This window comes from Occallatibacter riparius (genome assembly GCF_025264625.1).
GTDB lineage: Bacteria > Acidobacteriota > Terriglobia > Terriglobales > Acidobacteriaceae > Telmatobacter > Telmatobacter riparius.
This window is the reverse complement of sequence record NZ_CP093313.1, coordinates 5,021,986-5,041,660: the sequence shown is the minus strand read 5'-3', so window position 1 is coordinate 5,041,660 and position 19,675 is coordinate 5,021,986. Positions and strand designations below refer to the sequence as shown.

The 19,675-nt window shown below is 61.5% G+C and carries 23 protein-coding genes; 12 read left to right on the top strand and 11 right to left on the bottom strand.

The window, feature by feature from the left end:
- Positions 1-8: 8 nt before the first annotated feature.
- The 8 genes from MOP44_RS20485 to MOP44_RS20450 form a co-directional block, all read right to left on the bottom strand.
- Positions 9-875: a sigma-70 family RNA polymerase sigma factor gene (locus MOP44_RS20485; RefSeq protein WP_260792258.1), complete on the bottom strand. Its 867-nt coding sequence runs from the start codon at positions 873-875 to the stop codon at positions 9-11.
- A gap of 53 nt (positions 876-928) precedes the next feature.
- The gene (locus tag MOP44_RS20480) at positions 929-3,040 is read right to left on the bottom strand and encodes a flagellar biosynthesis protein FlhA (protein WP_260792257.1); all 2,112 of its coding nucleotides are present in this window, start codon (positions 3,038-3,040) and stop codon (positions 929-931) included.
- Positions 3,037-4,206, bottom strand: a complete 1,170-nt coding sequence (locus MOP44_RS20475; protein ID WP_260792256.1) for an EscU/YscU/HrcU family type III secretion system export apparatus switch protein — start codon at positions 4,204-4,206, stop codon at positions 3,037-3,039. The genes MOP44_RS20480 and MOP44_RS20475 overlap by 4 nt, the downstream gene beginning before the upstream one ends.
- Positions 4,207-4,209: 3 nt before the next feature.
- Positions 4,210-4,992, bottom strand: coding sequence for a flagellar biosynthetic protein FliR (locus MOP44_RS20470; RefSeq protein ID WP_260792255.1), 783 nt, complete (start codon positions 4,990-4,992; stop codon positions 4,210-4,212).
- An 85-nt stretch (positions 4,993-5,077) separates the two neighbouring features.
- Positions 5,078-5,347: a flagellar biosynthetic protein FliQ gene (locus MOP44_RS20465; protein WP_260792254.1), complete on the bottom strand. Its 270-nt coding sequence runs from the start codon at positions 5,345-5,347 to the stop codon at positions 5,078-5,080.
- A gap of 9 nt (positions 5,348-5,356) precedes the next feature.
- On the bottom strand, positions 5,357-6,055 hold the full coding sequence (gene fliP / locus MOP44_RS20460) for a flagellar type III secretion system pore protein FliP (RefSeq protein ID WP_260792253.1): 699 nt from the start codon (positions 6,053-6,055) through the stop codon (positions 5,357-5,359).
- Positions 6,049-6,300, bottom strand: a complete 252-nt coding sequence (locus MOP44_RS20455; protein WP_260792252.1) for a flagellar biosynthetic protein FliO — start codon at positions 6,298-6,300, stop codon at positions 6,049-6,051. Before MOP44_RS20455 ends, fliP begins: the two co-directional genes overlap by 7 nt.
- 22 nt (positions 6,301-6,322) lie before the next feature.
- Positions 6,323-6,718 carry a FliM/FliN family flagellar motor C-terminal domain-containing protein gene (locus MOP44_RS20450; RefSeq protein ID WP_260792251.1) on the bottom strand — a complete coding sequence of 132 codons (396 nt, stop codon included), beginning with the start codon at positions 6,716-6,718 and terminating at the stop codon, positions 6,323-6,325.
- Positions 6,719-6,870: 152 nt separating this feature from the next.
- Between MOP44_RS20450 and pdxS the strand changes: the two genes are divergently transcribed.
- The 3 genes from pdxS to MOP44_RS20435 all read left to right on the top strand — a co-directional run bounded on the left by pdxS (position 6,871) and on the right by MOP44_RS20435 (position 9,422).
- A complete protein-coding gene (pdxS, locus tag MOP44_RS20445) occupies positions 6,871-7,824 on the top strand; it encodes a pyridoxal 5'-phosphate synthase lyase subunit PdxS (RefSeq protein WP_260792250.1) in 954 nt (317 codons plus the stop codon).
- A gap of 118 nt (positions 7,825-7,942) precedes the next feature.
- On the top strand, positions 7,943-8,539 hold the full coding sequence (pdxT, locus tag MOP44_RS20440; RefSeq protein ID WP_260792249.1) for a pyridoxal 5'-phosphate synthase glutaminase subunit PdxT: 597 nt from the start codon (positions 7,943-7,945) through the stop codon (positions 8,537-8,539).
- Between the two features lie 115 nt (positions 8,540-8,654).
- Entirely contained in the window at positions 8,655-9,422 is a 768-nt protein-coding gene (locus MOP44_RS20435; RefSeq protein WP_260792248.1) for a cytochrome c oxidase subunit 3, read from the top strand.
- A 232-nt stretch (positions 9,423-9,654) separates the two neighbouring features.
- Here MOP44_RS20435 and MOP44_RS20430 read toward each other — a convergent pair whose 3' ends face one another.
- On the bottom strand, positions 9,655-10,356 hold the full coding sequence (locus MOP44_RS20430) for a hypothetical protein (RefSeq protein WP_260792247.1): 702 nt from the start codon (positions 10,354-10,356) through the stop codon (positions 9,655-9,657).
- Positions 10,357-10,702: 346 nt separating this feature from the next.
- On the opposite strand from MOP44_RS20430, the gene MOP44_RS20425 reads away from it, so the two are divergent.
- Both MOP44_RS20425 and MOP44_RS20420 read left to right on the top strand, forming a co-directional pair.
- Complete coding sequence (locus MOP44_RS20425; protein WP_260792246.1) at positions 10,703-11,650, top strand: alpha/beta hydrolase; 948 nt, start codon at positions 10,703-10,705, stop codon at positions 11,648-11,650.
- A gap of 239 nt (positions 11,651-11,889) precedes the next feature.
- Positions 11,890-13,146, top strand: coding sequence for a hypothetical protein (locus MOP44_RS20420; protein ID WP_260792245.1), 1,257 nt, complete (start codon positions 11,890-11,892; stop codon positions 13,144-13,146).
- 84 nt (positions 13,147-13,230) lie between these two features.
- Here the strand turns inward: MOP44_RS20420 and MOP44_RS28180 are convergent, their stop codons facing one another.
- Both MOP44_RS28180 and MOP44_RS20410 read right to left on the bottom strand, forming a co-directional pair.
- Positions 13,231-13,791: a class I SAM-dependent methyltransferase gene (locus tag MOP44_RS28180; protein WP_390905504.1), complete on the bottom strand. Its 561-nt coding sequence runs from the start codon at positions 13,789-13,791 to the stop codon at positions 13,231-13,233.
- A 459-nt stretch (positions 13,792-14,250) separates the two neighbouring features.
- A complete protein-coding gene (locus tag MOP44_RS20410) occupies positions 14,251-14,556 on the bottom strand; it encodes a hypothetical protein (protein WP_260792243.1) in 306 nt (101 codons plus the stop codon).
- A gap of 353 nt (positions 14,557-14,909) precedes the next feature.
- Here MOP44_RS20410 and MOP44_RS20405 point away from each other — a divergent pair, with 353 nt between their 5' ends.
- The 7 genes from MOP44_RS20405 to MOP44_RS20375 all read left to right on the top strand — a co-directional run bounded on the left by MOP44_RS20405 (position 14,910) and on the right by MOP44_RS20375 (position 19,638).
- Positions 14,910-15,323: an NADH-quinone oxidoreductase subunit A gene (locus MOP44_RS20405; protein WP_260792242.1), complete on the top strand. Its 414-nt coding sequence runs from the start codon at positions 14,910-14,912 to the stop codon at positions 15,321-15,323.
- Positions 15,323-15,826 (top strand): NADH-quinone oxidoreductase subunit C, encoded by a 504-nt coding sequence (locus MOP44_RS20400; protein WP_260792241.1) that lies wholly within the window; start codon positions 15,323-15,325, stop codon positions 15,824-15,826. The genes MOP44_RS20405 and MOP44_RS20400 overlap by 1 nt, the downstream gene beginning before the upstream one ends.
- A 103-nt stretch (positions 15,827-15,929) precedes the next feature.
- Positions 15,930-17,156 carry an NADH dehydrogenase (quinone) subunit D gene (gene nuoD, locus MOP44_RS20395; RefSeq protein ID WP_260792240.1) on the top strand — a complete coding sequence of 409 codons (1,227 nt, stop codon included), beginning with the start codon at positions 15,930-15,932 and terminating at the stop codon, positions 17,154-17,156.
- Between the two features lie 45 nt (positions 17,157-17,201).
- Positions 17,202-17,522, top strand: coding sequence for a transcriptional regulator (locus MOP44_RS20390; RefSeq protein ID WP_260792239.1), 321 nt, complete (start codon positions 17,202-17,204; stop codon positions 17,520-17,522).
- Entirely contained in the window at positions 17,519-18,031 is a 513-nt protein-coding gene (locus tag MOP44_RS20385) for an NADH-quinone oxidoreductase subunit NuoE family protein (protein WP_260792238.1), read from the top strand. Before MOP44_RS20390 ends, MOP44_RS20385 begins: the two co-directional genes overlap by 4 nt.
- On the top strand, positions 18,031-19,341 hold the full coding sequence (gene nuoF / locus MOP44_RS20380; protein ID WP_260792237.1) for an NADH-quinone oxidoreductase subunit NuoF: 1,311 nt from the start codon (positions 18,031-18,033) through the stop codon (positions 19,339-19,341). Before MOP44_RS20385 ends, nuoF begins: the two co-directional genes overlap by 1 nt.
- A 6-nt stretch (positions 19,342-19,347) precedes the next feature.
- The gene (locus MOP44_RS20375) at positions 19,348-19,638 is read left to right on the top strand and encodes a type II toxin-antitoxin system HicB family antitoxin (protein ID WP_260792236.1); all 291 of its coding nucleotides are present in this window, start codon (positions 19,348-19,350) and stop codon (positions 19,636-19,638) included.
- Positions 19,639-19,675 lie beyond the last annotated feature (37 nt).

Below are 19,675 nucleotides of genomic sequence, written 5' to 3'. Positions count from 1 at the left end.
GCTTGCCCCTAGCTTGCAAGTGTCCGCTTGTTCAGCCGCTTCCTGCCGTTGCGTTCGAACGCGCCTTTGGCCGCCAGGTCCTTCAGGGCCGAACGCAGGTGGATCACGGCCGAGGCGTGAATCTGTGAGACGCGCGACTCAACCACTCCGAGCGCCAGGCCGATCTCGCGCATGGTCATCTCTTCGAAGTAGTAGAGGGTCATCACCAGCCGCTCGCGGTCGGGCAGATTCTGAATGGCATCCGTGAGCCGCTCTGCGAGTTCACCGCGGAGGCACCGGAAGAGTGGATCCTCCTCGGGATTACCAGGAACGTAGGCGAGCTCTTCTTCGCCTGAGTCTTCGTTACGCTCCATGTGCAGCGTGCCGATTTCGAGACCCTTCAGGTCACCGAGCAATTGCTGATACTCGTCGAGTGACAGATCCATCTCCTGGGCGACTTCGTTCTCGTGCGGCGGACGACCCATGCGGGCTGTCAGGACGCGAATGGCTTCTTCGACCGCGCGGCCCTTGCGGCGCAACTCGCGCGGGCTCCAGTCGAGGGTACGCAGGCTGTCGAGAATGGCGCCGCGGATGCGGAACTGCGCGTAGCTGCGGAACTGGACCTTCTTTTCGGGATCGAACTTGGCGAAGGCGTCGAGCAACCCGACTACACCCGCCGAAACAAGATCTTCGATTTCGACGTGCTGCGGCAGCCGCTCATGAATCCTGCGCGCCAGAAAACGCACCACGGGCAGATGCTCGAGGAGCATTCGTTCCTGCTCCGCAGTCATTCCGGCATTGCTGCCGGACGGCGGATAACTTCCTGTAAGCGGCATCCCGCGACGAACTGCCTGGCCTTGAACTGCAGCCGTATACCCTGAATCGAGCATCCCCATGCCTCGCGCCCCCTGGCCTGTTTACCTGTCCCGAACCGCATCACCGGACTGCATTACCGAACCGTTCCTACCGGGCGCAGCCTCACCTCGGGAGGAATCTCCCCGGCCGCCACCACGGCAAGGCGCGGGAAGATCGGTTCCAGCCAGCGCCGGACGTAATAACGGGCAGGACTCGGACAAAGGAGCACGGGCGAGGCCGCAGGGGAACTGGAAGCGATAAGAGATTTCAAAGAATCCACCAGCCGACGCACCAGCGGAGTGCCGGGGACCGAAGCGGCCGAAAGCATGCGCTGGCCGGGGTCTGGGGAGACAGTGGAGAGGATCTCGTCCTCGATGGCGGCGTCGAGTAGCAGTACGGGAAGCTGGCCGTCTCCGTCGAGCAGCGGCTGCACGAGTCGTCGGCCCATCGCCTGCCGCGCCGCCTCGACCAGCGCCTCGGTGCTTTTGTTCAGCGGAGCGGTCTCGAGCAGGGCTTCGAGGATGGCGCCGAAGTCGCGGATGGAAACACGCTCGCGCAGAAGCTGCTCGAGCACGCGGCCGACTTCGCCGAGCGTGAGCAACTTGGGGACAAGCTCTTCCATCAGCTTGGGGTGCGATTCGTTGAGCGACTCCATCAGGCGCTTGATTTCGGCGCGATTCAGCAGCTCCCAGGCGTGCTGCCGGATCAGTTCACCCAAATGAGTGGTGATCACGGTGGCGGCGTCGACCACGGAATAGCCGGCTGCGATTGCCTGCTCTTCGAGCTGAGGAGCAATCCAGAGCGCGGGCACGCCGAATGCGGGCTCGCGGGTCTCTCGGCCCGCCAGAGGGCGCCGATTCGCATCGCCCGAGACGGCGAGAAGCTGCGGGCCTTCGGTCTGCCAGCGGGCGATCTCGAGGCCGCGCAGGGAGAAGACGTACTCGCGAGGCTTGAGGCGGAGATTGTCCGAAATGTGCACCGGAGGAACCAGGAAACCTAGCTCACCTGAAAGGTGACGACGCAGCGTGCGGATCCTGGTGAGAAGCTGGCCGCCCTGTTTTTCATCGACCAGCGGAATCAGCTGGAAGCCGATCTCGAGGGTCAGGTCTTCGAGCCGGAGCAGATTGGCCAGCTCGTTTGGCTGCGCCTGTTGTTCGGCTTTCTTTTTCTCGATCTGCCCCAGCTCAGCCGGAGGCGCTGCGGCCGGGGCGGCGGCAACCCGGCGGCCGGCGATGAAGAGGACGGACGCAACCAGCAGGAAGGCGAACTTGGGCAGACCCGGGATCAGGCACAGTGCTCCGGTGACGATCGAGGCAAGGTAGAGTGTCGAAGGCCGGGCCAGGAGTTGCTGCCGGATCTCGCCGCCCAGCATTCCGGCGGAGTTGGCGCGGGTGAGGGTGATGCCGCCGGCAACAGACACGAGCAGCGAGGGGATCATGGTCACGAGGCCGTCGCCGACGGTGAGGATGGTGTAAGTGCGGACCGCCTCACTTAGGCCGATACCCTGCTGCAGCGTTCCGATCAGGAGGCCGGCGATGATGTTGATTGCGGTAATAAGGATGGTAGCCAGCGAGTCGCGCTGGTTGAAGCGTGCCGCGCCGTCCATGGCACCGTAGAACTCGGCTTCGCGGGCAACGGCCTGGCGACGGCGACGGGCTTCAGCCTCATCGATGGAGCCGGCGTTCATGTCGGCGTCGATCGCCATCTGCTTGCCGGGCAGTGCATCGAGGGTGAAGCGGGCAGTGACCTCAGCGGTGCGAACCGCTCCATGAGAAACCACTAAGAACTGGATCGCGATGAGAGCGAGAAACAGAACGAAACCGACGACGTAGTTTCCGCCAACGACGAACTGGCCGAAGGCTTCGATCACCTTGCCGGCGGCGGAGGTGCCTTCTGAGCCGTGCAGGAGGATGCGGCGGCTGGAGGCGATGTTGAGCGAGAGCCGGAACAGCGTGAGCAGAAGCAGCAGCGTGGGGAAGACGCTGAGCTCGACGGCGCGACGTATCTGCACGGAGGCCAGGAAGACGATCATCGAGGCGGCCATCGAGAGCGCCAGCAGCAGGTCGAGCGCCACGGCAGGCAGCGGCACCAGCATCACGAAGATCACGCTGATGGCGGCGAACGGCAGCGCGTAGTCCTTGAAGCGAGCCAGGAAGGAAAACGCCGCGGGGGACGGCGGTGCAGGTGCGACGGCAGTGGTGCTCATTGCGGGCCTCGCGAGTCAGGTGGTGATTGAGGATTGGGGCGGACGCCGCGGAAAGCGCGGGCGCGTGCCTGGGCAGCGTTCCGGGCAGCGGCTTCGCGGGCGCGGCGCTCACGGACTTCGGACTCCACACGCTGGCGGTACAGGTAGGCGAGGATCGACGCGACGGCCTGGTAGAGGTCGACCGGGATCGATTGGCCAACTTCGACCGAGCGGTAGAGCGAACGGGCCAGCGGCGGATTCTCGACAATGGGCACGCCGGCCCAGCGGCCTTCGGCCTTGATCTCCTCGGCCAGAAGGTTGCGGCCTTTGGCGAGGACCTTGGGCGCTTCCATGGTGTTGAAGTCGAAGCCGAGAGCGACGGCGTAGTGCGTCGGGTTGGTGATGATGGCTGCGGCGCGGCTTACATCCTGCTTCACCTTGCGGCGACGCATCTGGCGCTGCAGGCCCTTGATGCGACTGCGGACCTGAGGCGAGCCTTCCGTCTCCTTGAACTCGTCACGCATGTCCTGGCGGCTCATCTTGAGGCGGGACTCGCGGCTCTGCCACTCGATGAGGTAGTCGATTGCCGCCCAGCCGAAGAGCAGCCATGCGGCGGCCTGCAACAGGCCGAAGATGTCGTTTCCCAACATCTCGAGGCGGGCGGTGGAGAAGGGCGGCACCGAGAACTGGTGCGCGATGCGCTGCACGGCAAAGACGGCGAGAATGGCGGCCGGGATCAGCGACTTGCCGAGACGGCCAGCGGCGCGCAGCGAGAACAGGTTCCTCAGATTCGAGAGCGGATTGATACGGTCGAGCTTGAATCCCACTGCGCCGGCCTGAACGGAGAGGCCGCCAGTCTGGACAACGGCGACGCCGAGAGCCGCAGCGGCTACGACCGCCATCACGATGGCCACTGGGCCGAAGACCGCGAGCGACAGGCGGCGCAGCGCGATCATGGTGGGTGCAATCTGGCTGGGCTCCCAATGCGCGGGGTGCCCGAGGTCGAGGAATTGCCCGAAGATACTGCGCCAGGCGAGAAGCGACCGGCTGCCGAGCAGGCCGAGGGCGAGAACGCCGGCGAGGGTGCCGGCTGCTGCGGTGAGCTCGCGGCTGTGCAGGATGTCGCCGTCTTTGCGGGCTTTTTCCCGCCGGTGCGGCGTTGCCTGTTCGGTGCGGTCGCCGGGCATGGATCAGCCTCCCAGTCCGGCGGCCTGTGCGTGGCCCGCGATGAGTTGTTCGGCAAAATCGAGCAGCGCGCTGAAGCGGCCTTCGATGAAGCGCGGCCAGAGAGCGAGCGATCCCGCCAGAACGATGAAGCCGGTGAGGGTCTTAATGGGAACCGTCAAGTTCATGACCGGCAGTTGGGGGCTGAGCTTGCCCATCAGGGAGACGGAGATCTCAACCAGCATGGTGGCGGCCAGAACAGGGGCGGCCAGTTCGAGCGCGGCTACAAAGATTCCGCCGGCAGCACGAACAATGGCGAGGCCAGTGACAGGAGCGAGCGCGTAGGTTCCCAGCGGAACGGCGTGGAAACTGCGCACCATCGAGGCAATCAGAATGCGGTCGAGGCCAGCGGCAATGATGACCAGCGTGCCCATGAGCTGAAACATGGTGCCGAGCAGCGGGGTTTCGATGGGCGAGGAAGGGTCCATCAGGTTAACCAGCGAAAAGCTGAGCTGCATGCCCATGATCTGTCCGGCGAACAGAAGCATTTCGTTGAGCAGGGCGAGCGTGAGTCCGTAGACCAAGCCAACAGCCAGTTCGCCGAGGATTGCGGCGAAGTTGATTTCCGCATGCGCATTGGGCAGCGTGGCCACGAGCGGCGCAAGCAGATAGGCGACGACGAGGACGAAGGCAGCCTTGGTGCGCACGGGGAGAGCGTTGGAAGAGAACAGCGGTGCAAAGAGCACAATGCCGCTGATCCGGATCAGGGCCAGAGTCATCGCGCTCAGGAATGTGGGCCAGTCGTTCATAGCCTGTAGCTCGTAGCTAGTAGCCTGTAGCCTCGGCCGCCCGTGGACTGATCACCTACCGGCTACCGGCTACTGGCTGCCTTTCTCATCCCAGATACTTGTGCAGGTCCATGAGGAGGACCCGCGTGTACTCCGTCATGCGGCCAAGGAACCATGGCATGCCGACGAGCAGAACCGCGGCGACTACGACCAGGCGTGGAACGGTGGTGAGCGACTGATCCTGGAGGCTGGTGAGGGTCTGGACCAGGCTGAGAACGAAGCTCAGCAGAGCCGCAATGACGAGAACGGGCGCGGAGAGGATCATGGCTTCGCGCATGAGCTGGCGCAGTAACTCGGCAACCATGTCGGCGGTCATTGGAGTCTCCTAAAAGCTCTTCAACAGCGAGCTGGCCAGCAGGTTCCAGCCATCCACCATGACGAAGAGCAGAATTTTGAGCGGCGTGGACACAACAACGGGCGGCAACTGGAACATGCCGATCGATGTGGTGATCGAAGCGGTCACCATGTCGATGAGCAGAAATGGCAGAAAGAGGACAGCTCCGATAGCGAACCCAGCTTTGAGCTCGGAGAGCACGTAGGCCGGAATGACGACGCGCATGGGCAGGTCGTCGGGCGAGTTGGGCCGCTGGATCTGGCCGGCAGCGGTGAATAGCGCCAGGTCCTTCTCGCGGGCATAGTGCAGCATGAAGTGCTTCACAGGCTGCGCGCCGCGGTCGATGGCTTCCATGCCGGTGATCTGGCCGGAGCGAAAGGGCTCGACGGCCTGCTGATCAACCAGGGTGAGGACCGGCGTCATCAGAAACCACGTCATCATCAGAGCCAAGCCGAGCAATGTGGTGTTCGAGGGCGCAGTCTGCGTGCCGAGCGCCTGGCGCAGAAAGTGGAAGACGACGGTGAGTCGCACCAGCGGCGTCATGGCCATCAGGATTGCGGGCAGCAGAGTGATGAGCGTGAGGACGAAGACGATCGTCCAGGGGGTCGAGTCGGAGGCGTGCAGCTTCGAGTTCAGATCGGGCAACAGCGGCACCGAAGCATTGCGCGCGGCGGCGAGGAGAACTACCACGAGATCCTCCCGGAGCGCTTCGCAGGTGCGGGCCCATCGAGCGCGAAGAAGGCCGGAGAACCGTCGGGCGAGATGGCGATGAGGAAGCGGCGGCCTTCGGCCTCAACGAGCGAGAGCGTCTGGCGCGGAGCGAGGCTGATGCGCTCAAGGAGTGCGAGACGCGGTTGTACGCGGCCGCGGTTCTTCCACCGGGCGAGAATCCAACCGGCCAGTCCGCCGGGCACCGCAGGGTTTGGGGTCTTCATAAGAGGTTTCTCCGGTGCGGTCTCAGGCGATGCGGGTGATGCGTGCTGCCAGGTTGTTGATGACGACCTCGAACTCGGTCCAGGCCAGCTGCACGTTCCCGGCACGGAGCGGAAGGTCGTCGCCGTGGCTCCAATGGGAGCCGACGATGACGCCTGGCTCGAGCGCCAGCAGGTTGCGAACACGAAAGTCGTGAACGGGCACGCCGATTTCGAGTTCCACCGGCAGACGACCGACTACGGAATCGGCATCGATCTCAGAACGCTGGAGCGGAGCTGGAGTCTCGGCCTGCACCAGGGCGGTTTCGGTTTCTGCGGCGCTGGCCGGCGGCGGCTGAAGCGGCGGTGGCGGCGTGACGGGATGTGCTGCGGCGGCCATGCGGCTTGGAAGTATGCAGCCGGTTGACCAGAAGCAGGACATTCTCATTAGGAGGCTTTAAGAATTGCGCCCGACAGGTGGGGTTTCGCATCGGATAGGCAGAGCGAAATCACTGATACACTGGATATTGACCTCCAATTGCCGCTGACGCCTTAGATTGTGCGCGCGGCGTATACCCGGAAGAGGAAACTGACATGTCTGAACTGAATGGAAACAAGAGCTTTACGGGAACGAGCCTGCGTCTGAAGGTAGGGCTGGCTGAGATGCTGAAGGGCGGCGTCATCATGGACGTGATGAACGTGGAGCAGGCCCGGATTGCGGAGGAAGCGGGCGCCACTTCGGTGATGGCGCTGGAGCGCGTGCCGGCGATGATCCGCGCCGAGGGCGGCGTGGCTCGCATGGCAAGTCCCAAGCTGATCAAAGGCATCATTGACGCGGTTTCCATTCCGGTGATGGCCAAGGCGCGGATCGGGCACTTTGCCGAGGCGCAGATTCTGCAGGAGCTCGGCGTCGACTTTATCGATGAGAGCGAAGTGCTGACACCGGCCGATGAGGTTCACCATATCGACAAGCATGCGTTCACCACTCCATTTGTGTGCGGCGCGCGGAACCTGGGCGAGGCGCTGCGGCGCATTGCCGAGGGCGCGGCGATGATCCGCACCAAGGGCGAAGCGGGAACAGGCGACGTGGTTCACGCCGTGCAGCACATGCGGCAGATCGTCAAGGAGATGAAGGCCCTCACCGTTCTGAGCGAGCAGGAGCTCTACGCGGCTGCCAAGGAGCACCAGGCTCCTTATGAGCTGATCCGGATGGTGGCGCAGACGGGCAAGCTGCCGGTGCCGAACTTCTCGGCTGGCGGCATTGCTACGCCGGCGGATGCAGCGCTGATGATGCAGTTGGGCGCCGAGGCGATCTTCGTTGGGTCCGGCATCTTCATGAAGGAACGGGCGACTCCGCTGGACGTGGAGAACGATCCGAAGGAGCGCGCGGAGGCGGTTTCGCGGGCGAAGGCGATTGTGGTTGCTACGACGCACTACAACGACGCGAAGATCCTGGCCGAAGTGAGCGAGCAGGTGACCGGCACGATGAAGGGCCTGGCGGCAGCGGCGATTGAAGAGAAGGAACTTCTGCAGACCCGCGGCTGGTAACCACCTGCGGTGGGGCCAACTGCCTTCGGCGAATGACGCCAAGAGTATCGCTAACGCGGACCGGAGATGCGATGCATCTCCGGTTTGCTTTTAGGATCGGTAAAAGAAAGGGACTGAGTTGACGGGAGACACGACGCGGCCGCGGATTGGGGTGCTGGCGATTCAGGGGAATTTTGCGGCGCATGCCGAGGCTCTGACGGAGGCGGGAGCCGAGGCGGTAGAGGTTCGCAATCCCGAAGAACTGGATGGGCTGGATGGGCTCATCATTCCCGGGGGCGAGTCGACGACCATGCTGAAGTTCCTGGAGCGGCGGCGGTTCTTCGACGCGCTCAAAGAGTTTGTGCAGGCGCGGCCGACGTTCGGCACATGCGCGGGGGCGATTCTGCTGGCGAAGGAAGTGCGTCACCCGGCGCAGAAGAGTTTGGGAGCGCTGGATGCGGTGGTGGAGCGGAACGCGTACGGGCGACAGATCGATTCGAGTATCGAGACTGCGCCGTCTTCCCTTCCCGGCGATCCGCTGGAGATGGTTTTTATTCGCGCACCGCGCATCGTGGAGGCTGGTCCGGGCGTCGAAGTATTAGCGCGCCGCGACGGATTTCCTGTGCTGGTTCGGCAGGGGAAGTTGATGGCGGCGACGTTTCATCCGGAGCTGTCGCAGGACAGGCGCGTGCACCGTCAGTTTGTCGAGATGGCAAGGGAAGAAAAGCGGAAATAAAATTTCTCTGTCGCAGAGACGAGGTTCTGGTAGAAAATCGACCATCTCATGCTCTGGTCCGTGCGTCCAAGCATGGAGTGGGAACAATTTCTCACGAACACATCGAGGCTTCCCCATGCCCATCGCCTTTAGCAGCCGCGCTCCCGTTGAAGTAGAACGGAAAGAACCAGGAATTGGGGGGAAGCCCCCTGTTGACCGCCGGCCCACCGGCGGAGGGGGCGGCGGAGGCGACGACGATTGGCAAAGTCCCCGAAAAGGGCCTCGAGAGCGGCTCCAGCGCATCCGGTTCTTTGTGTTCTTCGCTCTAGCTGGGGACATGATGTTCTTCGCGGCACTGGTGGTGCTGTTCTTCGCGCGGCAGGCGGGGATGCACATGGACCCGCGGAGCCACGAGATGATCGGCGACTGGCACCCGATCGAGCTGCCTCCAATTCTGTATCTCAATACTGCAATTCTTCTTTTGAGCAGCGTGACGATGGAGTTTGCGCGAAGGCACATCTTCCGAGAGATCGATGTGCTGGAAGAGTGGCTGGGGCTGGGGCGGCCCGCGCTCCGGCGAGCGCTGCCGTGGCTGGGGGCGACACTGGCGATGGGCGCGCTCTTTGTGACCGGCCAGGTGATTGCCTGGAAGCAGCTGACAGCAGAGGGATTCGAGTTCGGCGGCCGATCGACGCCGGCGAGCTACTTCTTCTATCTCGTAACGGGGCTGCATGCGGCGCACCTTGTGCTGGGGGTGCTGGCGCTGATGTTGTGCGTGACGGCGCTGGGCTGGTTCAAGCGGGTGGAGTCGCGGCAGATTGCCGTGGACGTGACGGGCTGGTACTGGCATACGCTGGGCGCGGCCTGGATCCTTCTGTTTGCGGTGCTGGCGGTGGGGCAGTAAAGCGAGGGACCAGGCACCTGCGGTGCGGCCAACTGCGGCTTCGCCTCCAAGGGGCATTTTGGGCAGGGATCTCCTCTCATGCGTTTGAGCGTGGGGTGAAGCGGCGATTGCGTTCGCTTTGATGGTCCTCTTTCGCGGGTTGGCGTCCTTTCGGACGTGGCAGGTTGGCGAGTTGGCGCTTAATTCCCTGCCCGGGGGGGTGGGGGTCTCTTTCTGTCAGAAAAGCAGCAAGTCAGGCACCTGCGGTGCGGCCAACTGCGCCTGCGGCCCTTTCAGTGCCCAGGGGGAGGGGTGGGGGGGGTGCTGAGGTTACGGATCTAGGTCCGTGGTTTCCCGGTATTTCTGGCCCCAAGTGGTTGATCCAACTCGATGTCATCTGGGAGGGGGTGGGGGGAGCCTGTGGCGCTTCAGCGCCGTTAGGGGCTGGTTTGGGTTCGTGGTCTCCCACCCTTGGTGACGATGAAGGCGTCCCCAAGGGTGGGGCACCCTCGGGCACCTGCGGTGCGGCGGCTGCGGCTTCGCCGACCTTCTTGCCTAGGGGGGAGGGGGTGGTTGGGTGAGATCCTTCCCCGGTCCCCAAGGGCGAGGGACCGGGGGCACCCACCTTGGTTTGGGCGCGGGCTTCTTTTTCGGCGTGGAGGCGGGCGCGGCGGGAGGTGATGGCGACCTGAGCGGCATAGAGCAGTTTGGTGGCGTGGGACGGGTCGATGGCGCCGATGGCGAGGCCCTGGGCTACGCAGGCGATGAAGGCGTCGACGTTGTCAGGGGTGGAGAGCCAGGGGAGGGCCTTGCGGTAGGCTTTGCCGGCATAGTCGCGCTCCCAGACGCCGGGATCGATGGGGTCCTTGCAGTTCTTGCGGGTGAGGGCTTCGCGCCAAGCGTTGACGCAGCGTTGGACGGCAGAGTTTATGGTGATTTCGTCGGCTACAGGCATGAGCGTTTCCTTTAAGTGCGAAAGATTTGGCGCAAAAGAAAATGCCCGCCGGATTGGGGTCCGGCGGGCACTGTTTTTGCTCCTATATTTAGGCTAGCAAATTCGAAGAGTAATCGGCAATTAGTTTTCCACATTTTGGAGTGAGTAGATTCACCGGGTTAGGCCTGTTTTCCACAGGACGGGGGCTTGACAACGATTCTTGAGGGACCCAGGCCGACGGGCCGGTCGGCGTCCCACTCAGGTCCCCGAAGGCGAGGGGCCGGACCGGGGCGCCCGAATGGCGGGTGCTATGATCGGCGGCGGTGAAAGGCATAACCCGCGCATGAAAACTCGGACGATCCAATTTTTGATTTTGCTTTCCGCCAGCCTGTGCACGATTTTGACCGCACAGCAGAAGCCGGCGGCCCAGCCGTTCGACATGGCCAGCGCGTTTCCACCGAAGATGCAAAGCTTTCCGCTGTACGGGGACGAGGCGATTCCCAATTCGAAGCCCGGTCCCGACGAGGAGACGGGTACGAATACGGGCTGGGTGCAGAGGGTGTCGCGGCCGAAGATCGAGGTGTATCTGCCGGCGAAGGTGAAGGCTACCGGGGCGGGAGTGCTGGTTATTCCCGGCGGTGGGTACGCCGGGCTGAGCTACGAGTTTGAGGGCACGCAGCAGGCGGCATTTTTCGTCGATCACGGGATCGCGGCGTTTGTGGTGAAGTATCGGCTGCCCAGCGATAAGACGATGGTGGACAAATCCATTGGGCCGCTCCAGGACGCGCAGCAGGCGATTCGTTTCGTGCGCCAGCACGCGCGGGAGTGGAATGTGGATCCGTCGCGCGTGGGCGTCATCGGATTTTCGGCGGGCGGCCATGTGGCCACGACGCTGGCCACGCACTTCAGCAAGGCATATGTCGACAACCCCGATCAGGTGAGCCTCCGGCCTGACTTCCTGATCGCGGTGTATCCGGTGATCAGCATGGACGCCAAGATCACCCACATGGATTCGCGCAAAGCGCTGCTGGGCGCGAATCCGAGCGACGACCTTGTCCGGCTGTTCTCAAATGAGTTGCAGGTGACGCCCGAGACGCCGCCGACGCTGCTTCTTCACGCGAGTGACGATCGCCTGGTGGACGTGGACAATACCATCCAGTTTTATGAGGCATTGCGGCACGCAGGTGTGCCCGTTGAGGCGCGCCTGTTTGAAAAGGGACAGCATGGCTTCTTTCTGATGCCGCGCGATCGCTGGCAGGGGGCGATTTTGGAGTGGCTGGAAACGAACGGGTGGTTGTGCGCGCGGGGGAAATAAGTCCGGTCCGATTCAATTCATTTGGTCAAAACTAGTGCGGAGGCTTCGCCAGCAAGACTTTCCTGGCATGCTGGAGTGCGCCCCTTCGAGGCGCGTGCGCATCTGAAGGACGAGGAATACATCTGTAAAGAATGAGAATGCGGCTTTCACAAATCTCGATTCTTGCTTTGATCTTGTTCGCAGTCTCGACTGCTGTTTTAAGTAGCCAGCAGAGTTCGCCAAAAGAGTCGGCGGATCAGATGAAAATGCCCTCGGACAAGTCTATGCACGGGATGCACGGCGGCATGGGAGATCTGATGGAGCAGATGCATCCGAAGACCTTCATCCAGGAGGTCAGGCACCATGCGGCTTCAGGGACAAGTGCGGAGCCAAATTCCACACCAACTCCGATGGTTATGTGGATGAAGGGCGGCTGGATGCTGATGTTTCATGCGAACGCATTCTTGCTGGATACCCAGCAGACAAGCCCACGCGGCGGCGACAAGTTCTTTTCGACGAATTGGTTTATGCCCATGGCGCAGCGTTCCCTTGGCCCGGGACAACTGAACCTTCGCGCGATGTTCAGCCTTGAGCCGGCCACCGTGACGGATCGCCGGTACCCCCTGCTGTTTCAGCAGGGTGAGACAGCATACGGGGTTCCGCTGGCAGATGCCCAGCATCCGCACGACTTCTTCATGGAACTGGGCGCCCTGTACGATGTGCCGATTGGTGAGCGGAGCCTTCTGACGTTCTACGCGGCACCTGTGGGTGACCCAGCGATTGGCCCTACAGCTTACCCACATCGCGCATCGGCTTCAGAAAACCCGGTCGGTACGCTGGGGCACCATCAGCAGGACTCGACGCATATTGCCAACGACGTAGTTACGGCCGGATTCACGCATCGCATGGTCCGCGTGGAAATGAGCGGCTTCCACGGGAGGGAGCCAGATGAGTTCCGGTGGAATATCGACCAGGGCAAGATCGATTCCTGGTCGGCGCGCTTGACGGTGCAACCGGGCCAGAACTGGAGCGGGCAGTTTTCCTATGGCCGCATCACGAGCCCAGAGGCGCTGTTTCCCTCCGAAGACCAGGCCAGGACCACGGCCTCAGTGATGTACAACAAGCCTTTCCAGCATGGGAACTGGGCCAGCAGCGCTGTGTGGGGCAGAACCAGATCGCTGGAAGACTCGGCGAAGGAAAACAGCTATCTGTTCGAGTCGACGGTGAAGTTTCTGGAGAAGAACTACGCGTGGGTCCGGCTCGAGAATGCCGGCAGATCCAACGAGCTGGTTGCAGGCGAGAATCCTCTGCCATCTGGATTCAAGGAGGAGCCGCTTACCCATGTCCAGGCCTACACGGTTGGGTATGACCGTGAGATTCGCCTGGTGCCGGGCATCTCATCGGCAGTGGGTGCGCAAGTATCGACGTATGGAGTGGGCGCGCCACTGAAACCGATCTACGGGTCTGATCCAGTGGGGGTCTCGGTATTTGTGCGGCTTCGGGCGGATTCGCACTGAGACCAAGCGAGTTCGAATGCGCTGAGTAGGGATTTGCTCGCCGGATTAGGCTGCGCGAGGCATGGGGAGGCCGGAAATAGGTAGTCAGACCTGAACCCTCTCATAAAAGGACTCGACAGCCGATTGTCCGGTGTAATTAGGCCCAGCACTATCGTCAGCGCCCAAATAACGGTAAGGAAGGACGACGGGAGTAGTGGCGCCCTTTCGAATCAGCAGATGCCGACCCGGCATGTATTCAAATCCGGCGCGACGGAGGTCCTTGCCGATCACCGCGCCGGATTGCTGTTTGCCAGTGATTCTCAGATTTCGATAGTCCAAGTGCGCCATGAGGAGGCCATTCCCTCTCATCCATCGGGCCGCCCGCTGAAGAAGGCCAAGCTTGTCGCCGATGTAATGGAGGCCGTGAACACACGTGATCAGATCAAACCGCTGTTGTGTCTGCCATGTCTCCACGGATGCAGAAATCAGACGGATCTGACTCAGGCCAGTTGGTATGGGATCGAACATGGGGACGAGATCCACACCGAGCAACTGGATTCGGGAGGCAGGGCCAGCTCCTTCGATGGCAGCGGCCGCCTGGAGCAATGCCCGTCCGGCGCCGCAACAAAGATCGAGCCACGCAGCTTCCCCTTGGTTTTGAAGAATATCGGCCAGAAATTTCAGGGGGTCAAGCCCGAGATCTGCTTCGTAACTATTCGCGCCGAATAGATTTCATTCGCGATTCATGCAGGCGTTTGCAACGATCTCCGATCGCTCAAGCGCACGTGGGTCGAGCAATCTTGAGATGTTTATGCCGGGCGCGGCTTTCTTCTGGCGAGTAGTCAAACGTGCCTCTAATGTTGCAGCCGCTCTTCATTGTATTGAGCGAAGCGATCTTCGCTCTGGGTCGAGGCACTAGTGACCGGGGCGAACAGGGACGGGGGTCCCGCGGCCTTGCTGGAACACGCGGTGTGCGCGTCGCTAACCCGGGGGGACGGGCACCCTAACAGCAGATTCCCACCGGGAGTGGCAGCAAGAATAGCAAGAGCACGAGCAGAAGCACGGCAGAAAGAACGGGTCCGGCCATTGGGCTGGACCCGTTTGTTTTGGAGGAGGAGTGGCGGATTAAACGAAGCGGTGCAGGAAAGCTGAAAAGCGGGTGCGGAAACTCGGCACTTCAGGGCAGTGGTAGTAGATCTCGCGGTTGGCGGCCATGAGGAGTTCGATGGCTTCGAGGCGACCGTCGCGGCGGAAGGGCGGCTGCCCTTCTTCGTTCATGAATTCGTCGGTGAGGTACTCGATGGCATGGCCAAGTTTTTCGAGTGCGTGTCCGGCTTGAGGAGTGATACGACGCCGAACGCAGGCGGCCTGGGAGGGGAAGGCTGAGGCAGATCCCGAGAAAGCGAGGTGCTGAGCTGCGGTCCCGATCATACAGTTGATCCTCATGTTATTCCTCGGCCAATTCTTTGACGTATTCAGATGACCGAGGTACCTAAGTCCACAACAGGAATGGTCAGATTATGCGTTCGCTGCCTGGGAAACGAAGTGATGAGGATCACTCCTAGTTGGCGGGGTGATCTGATCAGCTTGTTTCTTAGAGGTACTGGATTGCACCGTTCCCAGTGCCTCGTTATCTCATCTGATGCATGATTTGCAGTTAAGGTGTCGTCCTTGACCGGAGCTAGGTTGAAAACCTAAGCTCAAACCAGCGGTTGTGCTTAATAAGGGAGCACGATCTCTCTGTGCCAACCGCGCAAATTCGTCACTTTTGGGGGCTGCACGCGATGAATAGCGGATCGATTCCCTACCACTGGCAGTATGTGCCGCTCCTGCTGCAAATCCTGGTGGCGTTCGGCATGGGTGCGGCGATGGTGGCCGGGTCGTGGTTTATCGGGCGGCACCGGAACAGTGCGACCAAGATGGCCGCTTATGAATGTGGAATTGTGGCCGTGGGCGACGCGCGGCAGCGGTTCAGCGTGCGCTTCTACATGGTGGCGATGCTGTTCATCCTGTTCGATGTGGAAGCGGTGTTCATGATGCCCTGGGCGGTGATCTACCGCAAGCTTCCCGCGATCACCGGATCGCATCTGTTCGGATTCTGGGAGATGTTGGTGTATCTCGGATTCATCGCGGTGGGCCTGTACTACATCGTGCGCAAGGGCATCCTGGACTGGAGCCTGGACAAGGCGGATCTTTAATGGCGGACGCTAAGACGACTCTGATCGGCAAGGCGGCCGTTCTGGAGAGCATGGCGGAGCATCCGGCGGTTACGGCATTGCTGGGATGGAATGCGGATGCGCTGACGGATGCGCGATTCGATCGCGGTGAGCTGACGCTGACGATTGCGAAGGACCAGATCAGGGGCGCGTGCGAGACGCTGATCGCGGCCGGATACAACGCATTTCAGGACGTAACGGCCGTGGACTGGTTCCCTTCTACGCCGCGGTTTCGGGTGGTGTATCACGCGTGTTCGCACAGGTACAAGCATGTGATTCGGCTCACGGTGCTGGTGGATGAGTCGGATCCGACGGTGGACTCGATCACACCGGTGTGGCCGGGGGCGAACTACTACGAGCGCGAAGTTTTCGATCTGTTCGGGATCCGGTTTGAGGGGCACCCGAACCTGCGCCGCATCATGATGCCGGACGAGTGGGTTGGGCATCCGCTACGGAAGGATTATCCGGTGGAGGGGTACCGGTAATGGCGAGTTTTCCTCAGGGGCTAAAGCCCCTTCCTCTCGCGCGGCAGATTGTCCGGGCTAAAGCCCGGACCTACCAGACAGACCCCACAGGAGCCGATCTCTAATGCCGACGCTGCCCGAAGTAGGCACTCCTATATTGCAGGCTCCGACAGCGGAGGGCTCGCGCGATCAGCACATGGTGCTGAACATGGGCCCGCAGCATCCTTCGACGCACGGCGTCCTGCGGCTGGTGCTGGAGATCGACGGCGAGATCGTGGTGCGGATGTATCCCGAGATTGGGTATCTGCATACGGGGATCGAGAAGACCTGCGAGGCGAAGTTTTATCAGCAGGTGGTTCCGCTGACGGACCGGGTGGACTACCTGGGGCCGATGAACAACAACCTGGTCTACTCGCTGGCGGTGGAGAAGCTGCTGGAGTTGGAGATTCCGGCCAAGGCGCAGTGGCTGCGGGTGCTGCTGAGCGAGCTGACGCGGATCAATTCGCACCTTATATGGTTGGGCACGCACGCCATGGATATTGGCGCGCTGACGGTGTTCCTTTACACGTTCCGGGAACGCGAGGATTTGCTGCGCATCTTTGAGGCTGTGAGCGGGCAGCGGATGATGACGTCGTATATCCGCATTGGCGGGCTGAGCATGGAGCCGCCGCTGGGATGGCTGGAGCGGGTGCAGAATTTTATCTCCACGTTCCCGGAGAAGATTGACGAGTATTCGAACCTGCTGACGGGGAATCCGATTTTTGTGAACCGGCTGAAGGGGATCGGGCATTTGTCAGGTCCGGACGCGCTGGCACTGGGCGTTACGGGGCCGGTAATGCGGGCTTCGGGGATTGACTTCGATGTCCGGCGGGACATGCCGTACTCGAGCTACGAGAAGTTCCAGTTCACGGTGCCGGTTTCGAATGATTGCGATGTGTGGGCGCGGTATGTGTGCCGCCTGGAAGAGATGCGGCAGAGCGTGAAGATCTGCCAGCAGGTGCTGGATGGGATGCCGGAAGGGCCGATCAAGGCGAATGCGCCGAAGATTCTGCTTCCGGATCGCGAAGAGATGAAGACGCAGATGGAGGCGTTGATCCATCACTTCAAGATTGTGACGGAAGGGTTCCCGGTGCCGGCGGGCGAGGTGTATCAATCGATCGAGTCGGGGCACGGACAGGTTGGGTACTACATAGTGAGTGACGGTGGGCCGAAGCCGTATCGGTGCCACATGCGGTATCCATCGTTTGCGGATCTGCAGGCGCTGGAGACGATGTGCAAGGGACGGCTGCTGGCGGATGTGGTGGCGGTGATTGGGTCGATTGACATTGTGCTGGGCGAGATTGACCGGTAAGAGGCAGGGAGTAGGGAGTAGGGAGTAGTAAGCGCCTACGACTGGATGAGAGTGACTCAACTGGACGATCAGGTTTATGTCGAGCTGTGGGTTTCGCTGGCTTCCCTGCTCCGCAGTTACACCGCGGCGCATGGGTTGAATGGGAATCGGCAGGCCACGGTGGAGCTGGGCGAGGAACGGATTACGGTTCGGCATGACGCGGCCTGGCTGGAGTTGGTGCGGGATGGAGCGCAGGTCCGGTGGCGGCGCGAAGATGGGCGCGACGGTTTGATGGAATTGACGGAGGCCGGTCAGCTGAGAACCGGTGAACGCGAGGAAGAGATGGATATGGTGGCTGAGGCTTGGGCGCGGGAGTTGATGGCATGAGCGCGGAGACGATGAGCATCTTTTCGCCGCAGCTCGCGGCGCGGTTCGACGCGCTGGTCGAGAAGTATCCCGTGAAGCGGTCGGCACTGATTCCGATGATGCTGTATGCGCAGGACGAGATCGGCTACCTGAGCGATGCGGCGATTGCCGAGATTGCGGAGCGGCTGTCGCTGACGCAACTGGATGTGCGGAATGTGGCCAGCTACTACTCGATGCTGCGGTTCAAGCCGGCGGGCAAGTTCAACGTGCAGGTGTGCACGAATATCAGCTGCATGCTACGCGGAGCGTATGAAGTTTTTGAACGGTTCCAGGAGGAACTGGGGGTCGGGCACAAGGGAGTGACGAAGGACGGGGTGTTCAGCCTGGAAGAAGTGGAGTGCATTGGGGCGTGCTGCTGGGCTCCGGCGATCCAGGTGAACTACGACTTTCACGATGAGCTGACGCCGGATCATGTGCCGGGAATCATCGCGGGATATCGCGGACAGGCCAACGGAAGGGGAGGTCGCTGATGCCGAGGCTGGTTTCGCATCCCGATGAAGTGAAGATTGTGACGCGCCGGTTTGGGATGGGCGCGACGGACATCAATAAGTACGTTGAGCTGGGCGGATACCAGGCGTTGGCGAAGTGCCTGGCGCAGGGGCCCGAGTGGACGATCAACGAGATGAAAGCCTCGAATCTGCGCGGGCGCGGAGGGGCGGGGTTTCCGACGGGACTGAAGTGGTCGTTTGTGCCGAAGCAGAGCCCGAAGCCGAAGTATGTGCTGGTGAACGGCGACGAGAGCGAGCCCGGCACCTGCAAGGACCACCTGATTTTCCTGCACGATCCGCATGCGGTGATTGAAGGGACGATGATCGCGGGGCTGGCGATCGGCGCGAAGGTGGGGTTCATCTACCTGCGCGGCGAGTATCGCTACCTGCTGGAGATCATGGAGCGGGCCGTTGCGGATGCGTACGCGAAGGGCATCCTGGGCAAGAACATTTTGGGGTCGGACTTCGAGTTCAATGTGATTACGCAGACGGGCGCGGGCGCGTATGAGGTGGGCGAGGAGTCGGCGCTGATGGAGTCGCTTGAGGGCAAGCGCGGCGTGCCGCGGATCAAGCCTCCCTTCCCTGCTGTGGTTGGCCTATATGGCGGTCCCACGGTGATCAATAACGCCGAGACGATTGCGACGGTTCCGCATGTGATTTCGATGGGCGCGGCCGAGTATGCGGCGGTGGGCACCGAACGCAACGGCGGGACAAGGCTGTTCGGGTTGAGCGGGCATGTTGAGCGTCCGGGCGTGTATGAACTGCCAATGGGCTACAACCTCAAGAAGATGATTTACGAGGTGGGCGGCGGCATTCGCGGCGGGCGGAAGCTGAAGGCTGTGGTGCCGGGCGGGTCATCGACGCCGGTGCTTCTGCCGGAAGAGATTGAGAACCTGGGAATGGATTTCGACCAGGTGGGCAAGGCCGGATCGATGCTGGGTTCAGGCGGCGTCGTAGTGATCGACGACCAGACTTGTATTGTGGAGTTCGCGCTGCGGACGATCAGCTTTTATCAGCATGAAAGCTGCGGATGGTGCATTCCGTGCCGCGAGGGAACGGATTGGCTGAAGAAGTCGCTGACGCGGTTTCACGCGGGTTTCGGGACGGAGAAGGACATCGACAACATCCGGTATATCGCGGAGAACATGATGGGACGGACGTTCTGCCCGCTGGGTGATGCGGCGGCGATGCCGACGTTGGGATTCGTGAAGAAGTTCAGGAAAGAGTTTGAGGATCACTTGAACGGGAAGCCGTGCCCGTTTGCCAAGCATGTGGAGTTGGCGGTGGTGTAAGGGAAGATGAAGCAGAAGTTCATGGTCGTTTATGAGCATCTGGAGCACAACTACTCCGGCTTTTCGCCGGATATACCAGGAGCTGGTTCAGTAGGCGACGACCTGAATGAAATGCGGGCGATGATGAAGGAATGCTTGGAACTTTACCTAAGTGCAATCGCTGAAGATGGTGAGCCAATGCCATTACCTGTAACGACGAGTTTCGATTTTGGCGAGATTAGGGTTGAGTCGGTTGACCATTACGTGGTCGAGTGGTTGGAAGTTGAGGTTCCAGAAGTTCAGTTGGCGACTCGTTGATTTGAGTTCATTGAAGGGCTGAGAGGAAAAGCAACAG